The 17,013-nt window shown below is 47.7% G+C and carries 13 protein-coding genes; 9 read left to right on the forward strand and 4 right to left on the reverse strand.

From position 1 onward, the window contains the following. Positions 1-3: 3 nt before the first annotated feature. On the reverse strand, positions 4-1,437 hold the full coding sequence (locus JJU34_RS06000; RefSeq protein ID WP_228691426.1) for an alanine/glycine:cation symporter family protein: 1,434 nt from the start codon (positions 1,435-1,437) through the stop codon (positions 4-6). A gap of 217 nt (positions 1,438-1,654) precedes the next feature. Between JJU34_RS06000 and JJU34_RS06005 the strand changes: the two genes are divergently transcribed. Further along, the gene (locus JJU34_RS06005; protein ID WP_228691427.1) at positions 1,655-2,491 is read left to right on the forward strand and encodes a S1-like domain-containing RNA-binding protein; all 837 of its coding nucleotides are present in this window, start codon (positions 1,655-1,657) and stop codon (positions 2,489-2,491) included. Positions 2,492-2,558: 67 nt separating this feature from the next. Continuing rightward, positions 2,559-3,485, forward strand: coding sequence for an ROK family protein (locus JJU34_RS06010; RefSeq protein ID WP_228691428.1), 927 nt, complete (start codon positions 2,559-2,561; stop codon positions 3,483-3,485). On the opposite strand, the gene JJU34_RS06015 is transcribed toward JJU34_RS06010, so the two are convergent. From JJU34_RS06015 to JJU34_RS06025, 3 genes are all read right to left on the reverse strand, one after another. After that, entirely contained in the window at positions 3,475-3,885 is a 411-nt protein-coding gene (locus JJU34_RS06015) for a hypothetical protein (RefSeq protein ID WP_228691429.1), read from the reverse strand. The two genes, JJU34_RS06010 and JJU34_RS06015, sit on opposite strands and share 11 nt — an antisense overlap. A 135-nt stretch (positions 3,886-4,020) precedes the next feature. Continuing rightward, positions 4,021-5,040 carry a nucleoside hydrolase gene (locus tag JJU34_RS06020; RefSeq protein ID WP_228691430.1) on the reverse strand — a complete coding sequence of 340 codons (1,020 nt, stop codon included), beginning with the start codon at positions 5,038-5,040 and terminating at the stop codon, positions 4,021-4,023. Positions 5,041-5,056: 16 nt separating this feature from the next. Next, positions 5,057-7,279, reverse strand: coding sequence for a hypothetical protein (locus tag JJU34_RS06025; protein ID WP_228691431.1), 2,223 nt, complete (start codon positions 7,277-7,279; stop codon positions 5,057-5,059). Positions 7,280-7,617: 338 nt separating this feature from the next. On the opposite strand from JJU34_RS06025, the gene JJU34_RS06030 reads away from it, so the two are divergent. The 7 genes from JJU34_RS06030 (at position 7,618) to JJU34_RS06060 (ending at position 16,919) form a co-directional block, all read left to right on the forward strand. Further along, positions 7,618-8,187 carry an RNA polymerase sigma-70 factor gene (locus tag JJU34_RS06030; RefSeq protein ID WP_228691432.1) on the forward strand — a complete coding sequence of 190 codons (570 nt, stop codon included), beginning with the start codon at positions 7,618-7,620 and terminating at the stop codon, positions 8,185-8,187. Positions 8,188-8,318: 131 nt separating this feature from the next. Beyond that, positions 8,319-9,278, forward strand: a complete 960-nt coding sequence (locus JJU34_RS06035; protein WP_228691433.1) for a FecR domain-containing protein — start codon at positions 8,319-8,321, stop codon at positions 9,276-9,278. 87 nt (positions 9,279-9,365) lie between these two features. Beyond that, positions 9,366-12,686 carry a TonB-dependent receptor gene (locus JJU34_RS06040; RefSeq protein ID WP_228691434.1) on the forward strand — a complete coding sequence of 1,107 codons (3,321 nt, stop codon included), beginning with the start codon at positions 9,366-9,368 and terminating at the stop codon, positions 12,684-12,686. Between the two features lie 114 nt (positions 12,687-12,800). Next, a complete protein-coding gene (locus JJU34_RS06045) occupies positions 12,801-14,129 on the forward strand; it encodes a RagB/SusD family nutrient uptake outer membrane protein (protein WP_228691435.1) in 1,329 nt (442 codons plus the stop codon). A 118-nt stretch (positions 14,130-14,247) separates the two neighbouring features. Then, positions 14,248-14,730 carry a hypothetical protein gene (locus JJU34_RS06050; RefSeq protein WP_228691436.1) on the forward strand — a complete coding sequence of 161 codons (483 nt, stop codon included), beginning with the start codon at positions 14,248-14,250 and terminating at the stop codon, positions 14,728-14,730. A gap of 318 nt (positions 14,731-15,048) precedes the next feature. After that, complete coding sequence (locus JJU34_RS06055) at positions 15,049-15,612, forward strand: Crp/Fnr family transcriptional regulator (RefSeq protein WP_228691437.1); 564 nt, start codon at positions 15,049-15,051, stop codon at positions 15,610-15,612. A 71-nt stretch (positions 15,613-15,683) separates the two neighbouring features. Next, on the forward strand, positions 15,684-16,919 hold the full coding sequence (locus tag JJU34_RS06060) for an MFS transporter (protein ID WP_228691438.1): 1,236 nt from the start codon (positions 15,684-15,686) through the stop codon (positions 16,917-16,919). Positions 16,920-17,013: the final 94 nt, after the last annotated feature.

The following is a 17,013-nucleotide window of genomic DNA, read 5'->3' on the forward strand; positions in this document are numbered from 1 at the left end:
GGCTTAGTCGTCTATTTTATCCCACTCATCTGTGTGGTCTATGTCCAGGGTATCCGAATTGAACGAGGGATCCAGACCTTTGGCTTTTTGTTCTCGGTAGTCCTTTAGGGCCGCTAAGGCGGGTTTGCGAAGAAGGATGATGGCGATAATGTTCAGCCAGGCCATGATACCTACTCCGATGTCACCCAGGGTCCAAGCCAATTCGGCAGTTCGGATGGTGCCATAGAAAGTAGCTACGAGGATGAGTCCTCTCAATACCATCACGGGCCATCGTCTTTTTCCGTCTTTTTGTAGGTAGCTTAGGTTGGTTTCAGCGATATAATAATACGCCATGATTGTGGTGAAAGCGAAAAAAACCAAGGAGAGCGCTACGAACCCCGATCCAATTCTGGGGAAATGCTCACTGATGGCGAATTGGGTGAATTCCGGGCCTATTGAAACCCCGGGTAGGTTCTCGACAATATAACCACCTTCGGGATCAATGACATTGTACTGTCCCGTAAACAGGATCATAAAGGCGGTAGCCGTGCAAATGAAGAGCGTATCCACGTATACAGAAAACGCCTGGACCAATCCCTGTTTCACAGGGTGGGATACTTCGGCGGCCGCCGCCGCATGCGGAGCGGTACCTTGGCCTGCTTCGTTGCTGTAAATTCCCCGCTTGATTCCCCATGCCAAGGCCATGCCAAATACTCCCGAGAAGGTTGCTTCCAAATTAAACGCGGAACGTATGATCAGTAGGATTGTCCCCGGGATTTCGGTGATATTAATGACCATGATGATGACAGCCATAATGATATAAGCCGCGGCCATAAAAGGTACCACAAACTGAGCCACCTTTCCGATACGTTTCACCCCGCCAAAGATCACCAAACCCAAAAAGAGGCAGATGACAACACCTGTTATTTCTACAGGGACGTTGAACGCATTTTCTACGCTAAGTGCGATGCTGTTGCTTTGCACCCCTGGCAGGAAAAAGGCGGTGCTGAGGATGGTTGCAAAGGCAAAGAGCATGGCATACCACTTGATGCCCAACCCTTTTTCAATATAAAATGCCGGACCGCCCCGGTATTGTCCACCTTTGATTTCCTTGAATATCTGCCCGAGTGTAGCTTCGATAAATGCCGACGAGGAGCCGAGGAATGCGATCATCCACATCCAAAATACCGCTCCAGGACCGCCCATGGCAATGGCCGTAGCCACTCCGGCTATGTTGCCGGTGCCCACCCTTCCGGATATGGCGATGGCGAATGCCTGAAAAGAACTCACGCCGCGCTCGGAGGATTTTCCACCAAAGAGCAGGCGGACCATTTCCCTAAAATAAGTGAGCTGCAAAAAACGGGTGACGATCGAAAAATAAATCCCTGCGCCCAAACACAAAACAATCAACGCATTGCTCCAGACAATATCGTTTAATCCGTATATAAAATTTTCCATGCAGCGTGGTTAAGTCTTTTTTCAGGAGCGCAATTAAGGATAAAATCGTCAAAAAATACACGTGTTTGTTGAAATAAATGATATTTTTCCAGTTTTCAACCTTAACGAATACAATCGTTTTGGCATAGCTTGGGCAACTTCGGTGAATTTGGGGTTCAAAAGAGGGGAGAGACATTTTTTTTGTACCTTTACCCCTTTATATATTTTAAGCAATTTCATGGAAGAATTAGGAATTCTATCTACGCTTCCCATCGCCCGGTTTACGGATAATGGCGCCTACCTCACACTTAGTGACGGGGCAGAGGTGCTGCTACCAAAGGGATACCTTCAGGGAGATGAGCGGGAGGGAGACGAGCAAGAGGTATTTATATATACCGATAGCGAAGACAGGCCGGTTGCGGTTAAAGAGCGTCCAGTAGCTCTGCTCGATGAGTTTGCGGTGATGGAGGCGAAGGAGGTGACGAAAATAGGAGCATTTATGGACTGGGGTCTGTTGAAGGACCTGTTTGTACCAAACGCGGAAATGCTAAGTCCCATGGAAAAAGGGAAGAAGTATTTGGTGCGGGTATGTGTAGATTACCGTACCAATCGGTTGATAGGTGTCTCCAAATACCGGGATTTTTTGATCGAAGACACCCGTGGCTACGAGCAGGGACAGGAAGTGAAGGCCCTGATTTTTGAAGAGACTGATCTGGGATTTAAGGCCTTGATCGAGGACCGTTTTGAGGGTCTTTTTTACCGAAACGAGGTGTTTACTTCGCTTGAAATCGGTGATCAAGTGAGGGCGTTTATAAAAAAAGTGAGGGAAGATGGCAAATTGGACTTGCAGTTGACACCTACTGGGAGGCAAAAGTATGACGAGGGATGCGAGCGGATACTTCAGGAGCTTGGTAAAAGTGGGTTTCTTCCCCTTCACGACAAGTCAGACCCGGAAGACGTACGTGCCGTGCTGGGAATGAGCAAAAAGCACTTTAAGCAATCTATCGGTCAACTGTACAAACAGAACCGAATCATGATCCAGGAGAACGGAATTGCGTTGGTTCGGGAAGATTAATTGGCGAATTGTGAAAAATGAATTCATCTCTTTAGTATTTTAGCAAATTAAACAGAGCAATCGAGACATGACAGATACACAGTCTAATTACTTTTTGGGAATCGACGTTGGCGGTACCTACGTAAAAATCGGGTTGGTCAAAACCAACGGTGAGATTGTTGAATTTTATAAAGAGGATACCAGCCTACTTAGGGCAGACCCTAAAGGTTTTAACGAGGCCTTCGTGGAAGTCGTGGGAAAATACCTGACGAAATACCCCAACGTGGACCATGTGGGCATAGGTCTGCCTGGTTTGGTAAGCAAGGACCGCAACACTACCTTGGAAATTCCAGCGATTGGTGAACTGAACGGTTTTGGATTGGGCTATGCGCTGAAGGAGAAATATCCCTCCATCGTTTTTCACCTAGAAAATGATGCCAGCGCGGCTGCCGTGGGCGAATATCACTTTGGAAGTGAAAAGACCTCAGGTAATTACCTTTTTATAACGCTGGGAACAGGGATAGGTAGTGCACTCATCATGGATGGGGAAGTTTTCAAAGGCGTACGTGGCAATGCGATGGAAATGGGACATATGCTTTCCCGGGATAATAATCGGCTAGAGGTGCTGATCGGCCGGAAGGGCATTCTGAAAATCATCAAGCGCAAAATGAAGGAAATGCCGGACCAGGTGGGTGACCTGGGTAAGGAAGAGTTGGGCATGCACTTGCTCGTGCGCACAGCCAACGATGGCAATGCGGTTTCTATGGCGGTTTTTCAGGAAGTAGGAGAGATCTTGGGAGAGGCCATAGTGTCTACCGTAAGGGTGCTAGACGTCACGGAAGTATACTTCGGTGGTGGTATATCGGCAGGGCTTACCCACATCCTGCCATCGCTTCAAGAAACCGTACACAAATACCTATCGCCTTATTATCTGGATAACTTTATCATGAAGCGGGCCACTCTGGAAAACAATGCCGGGATATTGGGCGCAGCGGCACTTTGTTTCATGGATTGAGGGTAGTGACCGTTACTTCACTGACCTTATTAATGGCATTCATTCGAAAAAGAACCTTTAGGGGTTCTTTTTTTGTGTCCTCCCCGCATTCTTCGGCGGGTTCTAGAAAGTAAATAAAGAAACTTTGACTTCTGTCGGCAAGCTCCACGCGGTCGGGCCTTCCGAAGGTCTTAAGTAGCTCCTGATTTGTTGCGGCCAGAAAGGTGTTTTTGATTTCTCTCAGTTCGTCCACGTGTTGTAGACGGAGTCCTTTACAGGCAAAGCGGTCGCTCTTCCAAGCGTCTAAGTCGATGGAGCCTGCGTCCAGTACTTGCCCGCATGCAACGGTTAGTATTAGGAACAGGATGAATATTGAATTTCGTTTCAAACGCAGGGTGATCCCCATTGGATACTTCTTCATGGTGATTAGAACCCAAAATTAGAACGAAAGGTTGAATAACCCGTGCACAAATGACGCAAGTTTTCAACCTTTTTTATCGAATGACAGGTGTCAGCGATTGACGAATGGGTTTGGCGGTGTCCGGAGAGGTATAAACTAGTTCTTCACATGGTTTTGTATCCGTTTATAGAGATCTCCGAAAATCCGATCTCTATTCAGGTGAGTAGCCACCCGGTAAAAATGCCTGCGGTGATCAAAGCTATAGGTCATCTGATCCGTTAATATGGGGCTGTGCCGAATTTCCGTCTGAAACCATCCTGGGTTAATGACATAGGCGATCGCTGAGATGTCCCAGATGACCTTCGACCAGGCAAAGGGATCTCCTTGGTGGTAATCCTTGAATATTTCCACTAGGTAGTCCCCAATGGGACCCTGACCCTTGAGGTAGGCTTCTACTTCTGGAATGCTGGTCAGCAAGTGAGAGGTAACCGGCTCCGTAGGTAGCTGAATCAACGGTACCCCGGAGTCAAACAGTACTTTGGATGCCTTCAAATCCTGCATCAGGTTAAACTCGGTAGCTACTGGCCAATTGAGTCCCTTGCCTCCCAGCCAAACGACCACGATGTGGTGAATAATCGAGGGGTCCATGAGTATGGCAGAGGCCACGTTTGTGGGAGCACCTAAGGTTAATACATAAAGGGGCTCCTCGGAGGATTTGGCTCGTTTGATGAGGTCCAAAGCAGCGGCACTTTTCAGGGGTTCTTCGTAACTGGTCAGAAAGGCCTCCGATCCTTTCAATATTGCTTCCGGCCCATCCATCCCTAGTTTGTCCAGTAGGCGCAGGATTTCTTCGTAGCTTTTTTCCATGCCATCCAACGGGCTGGTGGAGCGGCTGTTTAGGTAAGGGGCGGCATATATGGCTTCTAACTGGATTTTTTCAGGGGCCAATAAGGCATATACCACGGCGAACTGATCATCGATTTCATTGTAGGTATCGGTGTCTACCACCGCGCGGATTTTGCCAGGGGCCGGTTTGAGCTTTTCCAAAAGCTGTTCTGCTGGAATTTTTTCATACTGCTGGGCAAAAGCCGTGATGCTACAAAAGATGATCAGGATCAAAGTACCTAACGAAGTGTTCATCATAGAGGTGTTTTGGGATAGGATTGGGTTAATCATTGTTTTACAAAGGTAATCATTCCAACCATACGGGTTTATAGGCTGAAAGGGAATAATGCCTCCCCTGCACGATTGCGCCTACAGGACGGTCACTTTCGATCGCCGTGATTCTGCCCGATCGATGCTGAACCACGAATTGGCAATCGAGGTCAAAGATCACATCGAAGATCCCGTTTCCGTTTAGGTCCAAAGTTCTGCCCTCGCCGCCTGCTGCGTGGGAACCAATGTAGGTGTTTCCAGCTACTGTACCCAGTAGGGATTCGAAGCCCTCTGAGGTCCAGCGGAAGCTTTGGGCTACGGCACTGGCATCGGGTTCGTTTGGCTTTTGGGGATAAATCAAAAGATCCACACTCCCTGATGTGCTTTCCAGTCTAAGGGGTTTCAACCACCCGTAACTGCTTTTCAGAGAAAGCGAAGAGCCGTCAAAATGGCTATCTCGATTCAGTGCGATAAAATGCTGGCTATCTCTGCTTCCTGAAAACTGGGTTTTAGCCAGCTGATCTGAGACTTGCACGTCGAGGCTTCGTCCATCATTTTCTAACAGCGGTACCGTCAGTCCAAAAGGAACCGCTTGCAAGGCATTCAACCGGGTAACTACCGCATCAGGAGTCACTACAAATTCTTGCGTGAAATAGGGGCCGCCACGGCCGGTGACATAGGTGTAGTGCAATGAAAACCGGACCAAAAGGGGATGGACAAAATGCACCTCTGGGATGGCTTGGTAGTTGGCAGGCAAATCGGAAATTCGTACCCAATGGTCCCGCTCCATCCACTCCGGGCCCAAAGTTACGCCACTCTGATACCGATAGCTGTCCAGGATTTCTCCGGTTGCTGTTTTCAAGAGAAAGGGTGTCCCAGCTTCTAGGTCCTGAACCCCGTCGGAAGGTCCCAACCTACCATCCCAGCCGGACTTGGTGATGCGTGTTACACCCAGCGGGGTCCAACTTTGATTGTATTTAGGGATGCTGGCACCACGGAGGTTGGCCACTACCTGTAGACCGCCGGCATTGGCTACGAGTGTGCCAAATTTCGGGTCGGTTTCCAGGACGTATCCACCGATCTCTGTCGGTGCGGGCTGTTCAGCAACGGTTTGATTCCGGATATGCCACGCCTCGGCCAAGTGATACACGATCGCTCCCGTGTAGTTACCCCATTGACTGGCTGGTTGGTAGCCGATTCGATCCGCTGGGTCAAAGAAATTTTTGGTGATGTAAAAGGAACCTTTCCAGGGTGCATCCGTTCGTTGCCAGCGCAGCAGGCTTATAAAAGCCAGACTAGCTGCTCGCTTGTATTGACCGGCAAGGGCAGTTTGACCATTCGCTTGGCTGGCCGAGGCCATTGCCTCAAAACCGAGAAAATACAATACGTCGTTGAAGACATGATTATCTGTCCGTCCATTGGTTGGAGCCTGACCGTCCGCTGCCTGCAAAAACAGGGTAGTGTGGGTTCCTGCGAATATGGCCGAAGCCATTTCCTCTGCAGAGGGACCATCGTATCCCTCCAATACCAATCCTAATAAATTACCTCTTCCTACTGCTTCTACTGCTAAAGACTGGGGGTCTGAGCTCCAATCTTGGTACAGGAAATGGCGATCCTGCAGGATGCGGGCCCGTTGGGTTTGTACCAGCCAGGCTTTTTCGATAAAGGTTACCGCTTCCTCTCGGTCGGCCAGTCCAAGTTTCACTCTATCCCACTCACCTTTCATAGCGTAGGTTCGCCAATTATTGATCCGCCCCTCCTGGTTCTGCATGATTTTCGAGAGGGGAGTTTTTACTTGTTCGATCCATTTGGCATAGCGCTCTTTATCAACATGCGGTTGGTAAAGGGCAAGTGCTTTTGCAAGTGGGCTGATGAAAAACTCCCCATGTTCATCGGGGATGCTTTTACTGCCCTGGGCGAGGCATTTCAGGCTGTGTTCCATGGCAAGCAGGCCTGCCTCTTTCAGCGATTCTCCAGCACCTGCCTTAAGTAAGGTGCCTACAGCATAAGCGAAATACGGTGTGGCATATTGATGTTCGCGTCCAAGGAATGGGTCTACGATAGCTCCCAGATCGTTTTGAAACGTGGCGGCCACCGCGCAGGTAGCTTCGATGACTTCTAATAGTTGTGCTTGGGATATCTCCTGCGGCTCCCAGGGATTGGCAGTAAGGTGAAAAGTCGGGGATGATTGGGTAAACCCTGCTATAGGCAAAAGCGTAGCCAACAGGCACAGCAAGTAGGTTAGAAAACTGTTAGGCATGGGCTCTCAGCAGGTTTGTCGATACAATTTAATGGATTTTGGGCAATTTGAAGGTACATCGGTTGATTTACGGTGTTGGCCGGCGTATGGAGAGGTACTCACACACAGGGCAGGTATGATTAAAAATATTATTTTCTTAATTTTAAAAGGTTGAATTTTAGTTACCTGATTTTTTTACTGTAGTTTTTTACCCCTTTAAATTGGTATACTTTTTAAAATGCGTAACTTAATACCTCGAAACCGGAACGGTAGGTCAGAGTTAATGATTTCATAAACGGACTAATATAGCTAGCTTTTCGATTTGCCACTATCTTGTCAACGAATAATCATCACCATACATGCTTGAGTCGGATAGGGAGCTACTTTCTTTGATCGCGTCAGACGATGTTCAGGCTTTTCAGAAGCTGTATCATCGCTACTGGGACCAATTGATCAAACATGCCTATGTACGGTTAGGAGATGTGTCCACTTGTGAGGACCTGGTGCAGGATATTTTTGTGGATATTTGGAACAAGCGAAAAGCAATTGTGGTGCACAGCAATGTGAAGGCCTATTTGCTCACAGCGGTGAAGTACCAAGTCTACCGCGTGATAGATCGCCGGCAGCAGTCCTGTGACCTCGAGAGCTCAGGACTTGCAGAACACATGCAAGATGAAAGCGACCTATTGTCCTTTGAGGAGCTTTACCACCGCATAGAGGTAGTGGTTGAAAAACTACCTCCCCGTCAAAGGGAGATTTTTAAGCTCAGCCGTTTTGGCAATTTGAGTACTCAGGAGATTGCAGAAAAACTCCAGCTTGCCCCCCAGACGGTTCACAACAAGATTCACCAAAGCTTGACTTTCATCAAAGCCGAACTGAAACACTTTATTTTTTGGTGGGGAAGTACGTTGATTTTTTACGTTTTGTAGGCAGTGAAATAACCAATTAGCCTCGTATTACCAAAAGGTTAACTTTCCCACGGAAGGCATAATTTTTTTTTAACGTGGGCGAAGGGTAGTATGGCCTTCTTTTTTGCACTTACTAGTATAAACAGCATCTAATGAAGGTACCCGATCGAATAGCAAAATTGATTGGAAAGGAGCTACGTGGTAATCTTTCCTCAGCCGAGCGCGAGGAACTGGACCATTGGTATTCGAAACAGGAGGAGAAATTCCCTCAACTTGGTTCCGAAGAATTCCCTGCGGCAAGGTTCTCCGTATTGAAACGGAGGTTGGGTCTGCGGGGAGAGAGGCGGAAACTCATTCAAGCGGTCGGGTGGGCTGCTGTCGCTGCGATGCTCCTGGTTGGCTGGTTTGGGGGGATTTTGCGCCCGTCTACGGTGGATCAGCAGGAGCAAGTGTCCATGGAACAGCCGTTTGAGCGGTTGGAGAACCCATACGGTGTCCGCAGGGCCATCACCCTAGCGGATGGATCCACGGTATTCCTGAATGGCGGTAGCACATTGGCCATTCACCGTCAGTTTTCGGAAAACCGCATCATCCATTTGGAGGGAGAGGCCTATTTCGAGGTAAAGCCAGACAGCGTACATCCTTTTGTTGTACACACGGCTGGTTTAGAAACCAAGGTATTGGGCACCTCATTTTCTATCCGTGCTTTCGAGGGTGAACCCCAGTACATCGCAGTGAGGTCTGGTAGGGTTTCGGTGATAGATGCGCAGGAGTCGAAAATGCAGCAGGAGCTTCGAGTCAACGAGGCACTGGAGGTTGCTGCCACGCAGGAATTTGGCAAGGTACGTCTGATAAACCCGGCAGAAGCCTTTGCTTGGGTGGAAGGAACCATCATCTTCAAGCAACAACCGATAAAGGAGGTGTTTTACGCGCTACAGCGATGGTATGGACTGGAGTACTTGGACATCCAAGAGTTAAATGGGCGTTGCCAAATCACTGGAACGTATTCGCAGATGTCCCTGAAGGAAATATTGGAATCAATAACCTATGCAACTGGAATAAACTATGAACTAACCGGAAAAAGATTAACAGCAAAAGACGGAAACTGCTAAGGGAGTGACGCTACTGGCATAGCGCCACCCCAGCGGTTAGCAGTATTCCAAAACGGAAATCAACAACACACTAACCATGACAAAACTATGAAAAAAAAGTTACTCGTCCTTTTTATGAGGATAACGCTACACATGTGTTTGATCGGAATCCTATTTTATGTGGGTTCGGGCGTAGTTTGGGCCATTCATTCGGATGCCCAGATAATGAAGGACACCAAGATTACTTTGGTGAAGGATTCGGATACCCTTATCGGGATTTTCCGGACTATTGAACGGCAGAGCAAGTTCAAGTTTGTGTTTGAAGGCAAATTAGACACGGGGCAGCGTATCGAAATGGCTTCTTTGGAAAGTAACTTAGAGGAGGTCTTACAAGAGATCGGGCAACAGGCGCAACTTAGCTTTAAACAGATTGGCGAAACCATCACTGTTAAAAAGTTAGTAACGTTAGCTTTGTCCGAACCGGCAGTAACCACAGCAATTAGAGAAGTGGTGGTGACCGGTAGGGTGACCGACGCTGCCTCCAACGAATCACTGCCCGGTGCTACGGTAATCGTAAAAAATACGGCCCGGGGAACCTCCACCGATATCGACGGCCGTTACAGCATCACAGTCAACGCGGGTGAGGTACTTCAGTTTTCCTTTATCGGATACAATGTCCAGGAGGTTGTGGTAGGCAATCAGTCGGTGATTAACGTTGCTTTGACATTGGACAGCCGCAGTTTGGATGAAGTAGTGGTGGTAGGATATGGTACCCAAAGTAAAAAGGACATCACCAGTGCAATTGGTTCCCTCTCTGTCGGAGATAAGAAGTTGGCTGACCTGCCGATTACTGGTCCCGAGCAGCTACTACAGGGTAGGGTGAGCGGTGTCAACGTAACACAGAATTCGGGCACGCCAGGCGGTAGGTCTACTGTTCGGATCCGAGGGGCAAGCTCCATTACCGGTGGAAATGACCCGTTGTACGTGGTGGATGGTATTCCTATCAATACGGGCAATTACAGCGGTGCGGCGGCAGGATCCGTACAGCAAAACCCGCTTGCCAACATCAGCCCCAACGACATTGCGTCCATTGAAGTGTTGAAAGATGCCTCCGCTGCTGCGATTTATGGGTCCAGAGCATCAAACGGTGTGATCATTATCACCACCAAACGTGGTGCAGCAGAATCTACACGCATCAGCTACAATACCTATTACGGATTTCAGGAGGTAGCCAAGCGCATCCCGCTATTGGATGGTCCTGAATGGGGTGAGCTGATCAACGAGGCCAACCGGAATGTGGGTAGGACCGAGCCCATTGCGGATCCATCTGCGCTCCCGACTACCGACTGGCAGGATGAAATCTTTCGTTCATCGCCCATTCAAAACCATGAGTTATCCCTGTCTGGGGGTACCCAGCGTTCGCAATATTTCTTGTCAGGAAGCTATCTAGACCAACAGGGAGTGGTGATAGGAAGTGGATTCAAAAGGGGGAATTTTCGTTTCAACTTTGACCAACATATCAATGACCGTTTGAAAGCCGGAGTGAGCCTTAGCCTCAACCGCTCCAAGACCGATCGGGTAAGTACCAGTGATCGGCAAGGTATCGTAGCTGTAGCTATTGTAAAGTCCCCAGCTGTGCCTGCACGCCTACCAGATGGAAGCCTTAATCCAAATGATCCCTATATCAGCAATATTGACAATCCCTTGCTGATTGCCGATCAGGTTACCAACGAGGCCTTTAACAATCGGGTATTGGGCAATACGTACATTGATTTTGAGATATTGGAAGGACTAACGGTGCGCAGTACCTTTGGAGTCGATTACTTGAGCCTGGAGGAGATTTATTTTGTACCACCCAATAACCTGACCGTGCTGGGAAGAACTACCAACGGTACGGGAACGAACAGCCATACCCAGGACATCGGTTGGATCAATGAAAACACGTTGAACTTTACCCGCGAGATTGGTGCAGACCACCGGATCAGCGCCCTGTTGGGATATTCGAATCAGGAGTCGGTGTTTAGTCGGACGATTGCTTCCGGTTCAAACTTCGCGCTGGAGAGTATTCCCACCCTGGGGTCTGCTTCCATCAAAAATTCTTCATCAACAGGTAGTAGTTGGGGATTGGTATCTTACTTCAGCCGGTTCAATTACGGCTACAAAGACAAGTTTAACTTCGCGGCGAGTTACCGAGTAGACGGGTCCTCCCGATTTAGCGAAAACAACAAATACGGTACCTTTCCTTCGGTTTCTGCTTCCTATCGATTAGGTCAAGAGGCCTTCCTTCAAGATAAAACCTGGGTAGAGGACCTGAAGGTAAGGGCTAGCTGGGGTCGTACAGGGAATCAGGAAATTGGGAACTTTACGTCGCGAGGTCTTTCCGGCGGTGGGTTTAATTACATCGGTCAGAGTGGTCTGGCACCTACCCAGTTGGCCAATCCCGATTTGACATGGGAAACTACCGAGCAAACGAATATTGGTGTGGATTTCAATCTACTAAAAAATCGGGTAAACCTGACAGTGGATGCCTACCTGAAGAAAACTTCGGGGCTTCTTCTCGAGGTTTTGCTGCCCCGAACTTCCGGATTTGTTAGCTCCCTTCAAAATGTGGGTAATGTCGAAAACCGTGGCATTGAAATGCTTTTGAACACAGTGAATGTGGAAAGGGAGCATTTTCGCTGGACCACCGATTTTAACATCGCGTTTAACCGGAACAGGGTAACGCGCCTGCCCGGTGGACCCAGGCCTTTGGGTTTCAACGGATACGCCAGTATTGTAAAAGAAGGGTACCCACTGGGTACTTTCTATGGATGGAAGATCTTAGGGGTAAATCCGGAAACGGGAGATTATATTTTTGAGGACCTAAACGGAGACGACAACATCCCTTTTGCCTCTACTACCGAGGATGTGCAGGTAATTGGCAGTGCACAACCCAAGTTTATCGGCGGTTTGACGAACTCCTTTGTGTTCAAGAACTTTGACGCCTCCGTATTTCTACACTTTGTGTATGGCAACGAGATTTTCAACCAAGCGGAGTATTCTTACGGCAGGCTGCATACCTGGTTTAACTCTTCTACCCTCGCAAGAGAGAGATGGCGCCAACCGGGAGACATAGCCACGCTACACCGAGCTGCTTGGGGCGACCCCTACCGAAATGGATCTGTATCTGATAGGGTGTTGCAGGATGGATCTTTCTTGCGTATCAAGAACATATCCCTCGGGTATAATTTCCAAGGAGAGGCATTGAGCAAGTTGGGAGTAAGCAACCTCCGCATTTATTTTGCAGGCCAAAACCTCTTTACCTTCACTCAGTACCGAGGATATGATCCGGAGGTGAATGCGTATGAGGACGATTCCAGGTTGGGCTTCGACCTCAGTTCCTATCCACAGGCCAGATCCTATACCATGGGTCTTAACCTGACATTCTAAAAAAAATACGGTAGTGAAGTTGCCCGCAGCAGGTATGACGTAATTGTAACGCGATGGAATGAATATCCTACATGCGATACTTCACAGATCCTTTGAAACTTAAAATCGAATCAAATGAAGAAACTAATCTATCAACTAATTCTTTTCCTGGTCGTCGGTGTAAGCTGTAATGTGATCGACCAGGAGCCGTTGGACGCTGTTTCCAATGAGCAGTTGTTTGTACGGCCGTCTGATGCGGAGGCAGCCATCATTGGAGTTTACCGACAGCTCGCCGAATTGGGATTTAACTATGTGGTTTTTCCCGAATTGCCAACCAAAAACACCCTGGGGACTGCGCTAAACAGGCAGTTTGAGCAAATGAACAACTTGTTGTTTTTGGACGACAATCCTTGGTACGAAACCTACTGGAATCAGCATTTTGTGCTGATTAACCGGGCCAATGTGGTCATTGCCCGCGTACCGGAAATACCAGGTATGGATGAGCAAAAGAAGAATGAAGTGCTGGGAGAAGCCCGTTTTCTGAGGGCCTTTGTCTACTTTAATTTAGTTAGAAACTACGGAGATGTGCCGCTGATCACCACGCCGACCACCAGCCCGGACATTCCCTCTCTTCAAATAGCGAGAAATCCTACAGCCCAAGTATATAGCCAGATTTTTGAGGACCTGAATTTTGCAAAAGCCAACCTTCCCGAGTCATTTTCGACGGCGTTGGCCACCAAAGCCAGGGCCACAAAGAATGCGGCGTATGCCTTGGGAACACGGATCTATCTGTTTAGAAAAGAATATGCCCAAGCCATTCAGGATGCAAATCGGGTAATTGGTTCCAAAGGAAGTAGTTTGACCGTGGCCTACGAGGCACTGTTCAGTAACAAGAACTCGGAGGAGTCGATTTTGGAAATTAATTACGACCCTCAGGTACAAAACAATCTAGCGACCAATTTCCTACCCGGATCGCTGGGCGGAAACCGAGTGATCGAAGTGAATCCGGACATCTACAATGCATACGAAGTTGGGGATTCACGCAAGGATGCTACCTTTGGTTTTGCCAATAACGGAAACTACATGCGTAAGTATTTCCGAACAAGCAGCAGAGATGACAATGTGATCGTGTTTAGATTGGCGGAGGTCCTTCTCAGCAAAGCCGAGGCCTTGGCAGAAACGGCTTTCCCCAATTCGGAGGCGGTCGACCTGCTAAACGAAGTGAGGCGTAGGGCAGGGCTAGGCCCTATTGCTCCACCCACAATCGCGGCTTTCAGAGAAGCATTGTATAAAGAACGTCGTTTGGAGCTCTGCTATGAAGGTCACGAGTGGTTTGACTTGGTGCGTACCGACCGACTGGCATCCGTGATGGGAATTACAGATCGAAACAAAGCGATCCTCCCTGTTCCAGCGGGTGAAATTTTAAGAAACCCAAATTTACTACCACAAAACCCCGGATATTAGCCCGATATGAGCTAATACCGAAGCAAGGTGTACCGAGTTAGTTGTTTTCTAAGGCGGTACGCCTTGCTTTTTTCTTTTTAGCGGATGGTATCACGTGGGATTACGTGTACTGAGTCGCATGTCCAGTCACCTGCAGGTGTTGGTTGAAGGAGAGTATTTTAACAGACCTGTGGGACAGCGGGTATCCCAAACCAATGGGATGACCATCGAAACCCGAGACGGTAGGTACTCCAATGATTTTGGTAATTATGCGCTTGGATTACGGTATAGCCGGAAAAGTGGGAAAACCGGGTTTTATTTTCAGCCTTCTGTAGGTTTTGCCTTAAACAGAGAAGCTCCTGGTTTTTTTGGTCCCAGTAACCCGCCGCAAGCTTCTTTGATGAGAACCAGCCTAAGTGGTCGGTTGGAGCTGGGTGTACGCAGGGATATAGGAAAGAATTACCTGATTTTTGGTGTGCGTCATCACCAAGGATTTCAGGAGCTTGACGGAAGGCGGGAGGTTTTTTCGGCGCAGGATCTGACGGTTGATTTCCAAAGCAGTGCATCTTACAGTGCGGTTTTTCTTGGTTTCGGTATACCTACACGTTGGTTTGCGAAGTGAGTGAATTGAACCCTTTCAGCGGGCAGGAATTCTTTAAGATCAATACTTCTTGAAATAGTAAATTGATACCTAGCACACAATATCCCATTCCTAGTATTCTTTTCTGTCACTTTATACCTTGCTGTTTACTTTTTGTTAACTTGGCCTACCAATTAAAACCCAAGGACTCGTTTTTATAGGGCAGCTACCGTACCGGTTTGAGTTTACCTCGTAATGTCAATGATTTTACCTCGTTTTAACAACTAGATAAAATCGAGCATTGGGTCATATGGGAAAGATGCAAATCGGAATAGCTTTAGAATATGGTTTCACGGAGATATGATGACGATTTTTGATTATTTTGACAGTGTCAACCGACTGGACACCACTTCGAAGGATGCTTTGGCGGAAGTGATCGAAGAGAAACTATATGCTAGAAACGAGGTGATTCAGGAGATAGGCAGCAGGTGTAGGACTGTTTATGTGGTAAAGGATGGGTGTGCCCGTATTTTCTACTATAAGGATGGAAATGATATTACAGAGCATTTTGCCTTTCAAAATGAACTTATCGTCCGGGCCGAAAGCCTTTTTACCGGAAGACCTACCTCAAAGGGTATCCAAGCCATTGACAAGACTACCATTATCAGTATTGATTCCGATTCACTTTTTAAACTCTACGATCGGCACCACGATATAGAACGTTTGTTTAGGCTGCTCTTTGAAAGGGAATACGTCAACACCGTAAAGCGTATTGAAAGTTTTCAGTTTAAATCCGCAAAAGAACGGTATTTGGAGCTTTTGGAAACCACCGACTATGTCCAGAAAATCCCCTTGAAATATATCTCCACGTATCTAGGGATCACCCAGGTTTCGCTCAGTAGAATAAGGTCCGAAGTTCGCTGATTAGTTATCATTTGTAAAGTGTGGTGTCGCAGATCTTTGAGAACTTTGTATTTCAAAAGAAACTGAATCAGATGAACACGGAAAATATACGACTCGGCCTGAGGGAGAACTGGAAGCAGTTCACCCTCTTGGTGATCATAAATGCCTTTGTAGGAGGTATGGTAGGTATGGAGCGGACCATTATTCCGCAATTTGCCGATGTAGCGTTTGGTATCGAATCAAAAACGGCTATACTTTCATTTATCACCGCATTTGGTATTACCAAAGCAATCGCAAATTATTTTACCGGAAGGCTGGCCAATAGATTTGGAAGGAAGAATATGCTGCTGTTTGGTTGGCTTGTGGCGATCCCCATTCCTTTTATATTGATGCACGCACCCAGCTGGACGTTTGTGATCTTTGCCAACGTGTTGTTGGGAATAAGTCAGGGCTTTGCCTGGAGCAGCACGGTAGTGATGAAAATAGACTTAGTGGGTGAAAAAGATCGCGGATTGGCGATGGGCTTAAATGAGTTTGCAGGCTACCTAGCTGTGGGTCTTGTAGCCTTTTTTACCGGTTTTATTGCAAACACCTACGGCATTACACCCTATCCGTTCTACATCGGTATTTTTTTATCGCTCGTTGGATTTGTCATGACGGCACTTTGGGTTAAAGATACGAGCCCTTTTGTCCGAAAGGAGAGTATAGGTGATACCACCGCCCAACTTGATAACGTGTTTTTGCAAACGACTTTTTTAAATAAGACCCTGAGCGCCGTAACACAAGCTGGACTCGTAAACAATCTCAACGACGGAATGATCTGGGGGCTGCTTCCGATTGTTTTATTTGGCCTCAACTTTGACAATGCCCACATCGGTATTATCACAGCGATTTACCCAACAGTATGGGGCATTGGACAACTATTTACCGGCAAAATGTCAGATCATTTTTCAAAAAAACGCATGCTCTTTTGGGGAATGCTCGTTCAGGGCTTGGCGATATTGCTGATTCCGTTAAGCAGCGGCTTTTATGCCCTTACCTTCCTATCGGCATTTTTGGGACTGGGAACAGCCTTGGTATATCCGACTTTCTTATCCACCATTGCGCAGGCCACAAGCCCAAGGCAACGGGCAGAAAGCATTGGTACTTTCAGACTTTGGAGAGATCTGGGGTATGCCTTCGGTGCTGTTATCTCTGGCGTGACGGCAGACTTATTTGGAGTGGAGTACGCTATTTACCTGATTGGAGGTTTGACCATTCTTTCATCCATGATCATAAAATTTCGCATGCCTAACAATATAACAACTCAGGTTTCTAGGGCTGTATGAGCTAGCATACATGCTGCAAACCCATAAAAAAATCCCAATTATGGATATGCGATGCAAAGCAGCATTCGATTGAGCCCATATCCCAAATGCGCCA

The sequence above is a fragment of the Lunatimonas sp. genome (assembly GCF_020832325.1).
In the GTDB taxonomy this organism is placed as follows: Bacteria; Bacteroidota; Bacteroidia; order Cytophagales; family Cyclobacteriaceae; genus Lunatimonas.

Coding starts and splice junctions, on each gene's coding strand:
- JJU34_RS06000 (WP_228691426.1), bottom strand. CDS start 1,437: ATGGAAAATTTTATATACGGATTAAACGATATTGTCTGGAGCAATGCG.
- JJU34_RS06005 (WP_228691427.1), top strand. CDS start 1,655: ATGGAAGAATTAGGAATTCTATCTACGCTTCCCATCGCCCGGTTTACG.
- JJU34_RS06010 (WP_228691428.1), top strand. CDS start 2,559: ATGACAGATACACAGTCTAATTACTTTTTGGGAATCGACGTTGGCGGT.
- JJU34_RS06015 (WP_228691429.1), bottom strand. CDS start 3,885: ATGAAGAAGTATCCAATGGGGATCACCCTGCGTTTGAAACGAAATTCA.
- JJU34_RS06020 (WP_228691430.1), bottom strand. CDS start 5,040: ATGATTAACCCAATCCTATCCCAAAACACCTCTATGATGAACACTTCG.
- JJU34_RS06025 (WP_228691431.1), bottom strand. CDS start 7,279: ATGCCTAACAGTTTTCTAACCTACTTGCTGTGCCTGTTGGCTACGCTT.
- JJU34_RS06030 (WP_228691432.1), top strand. CDS start 7,618: ATGCTTGAGTCGGATAGGGAGCTACTTTCTTTGATCGCGTCAGACGAT.
- JJU34_RS06035 (WP_228691433.1), top strand. CDS start 8,319: ATGAAGGTACCCGATCGAATAGCAAAATTGATTGGAAAGGAGCTACGT.
- JJU34_RS06040 (WP_228691434.1), top strand. CDS start 9,366: ATGAAAAAAAAGTTACTCGTCCTTTTTATGAGGATAACGCTACACATG.
- JJU34_RS06045 (WP_228691435.1), top strand. CDS start 12,801: ATGAAGAAACTAATCTATCAACTAATTCTTTTCCTGGTCGTCGGTGTA.
- JJU34_RS06050 (WP_228691436.1), top strand. CDS start 14,248: ATGTCCAGTCACCTGCAGGTGTTGGTTGAAGGAGAGTATTTTAACAGA.
- JJU34_RS06055 (WP_228691437.1), top strand. CDS start 15,049: ATGATGACGATTTTTGATTATTTTGACAGTGTCAACCGACTGGACACC.
- JJU34_RS06060 (WP_228691438.1), top strand. CDS start 15,684: ATGAACACGGAAAATATACGACTCGGCCTGAGGGAGAACTGGAAGCAG.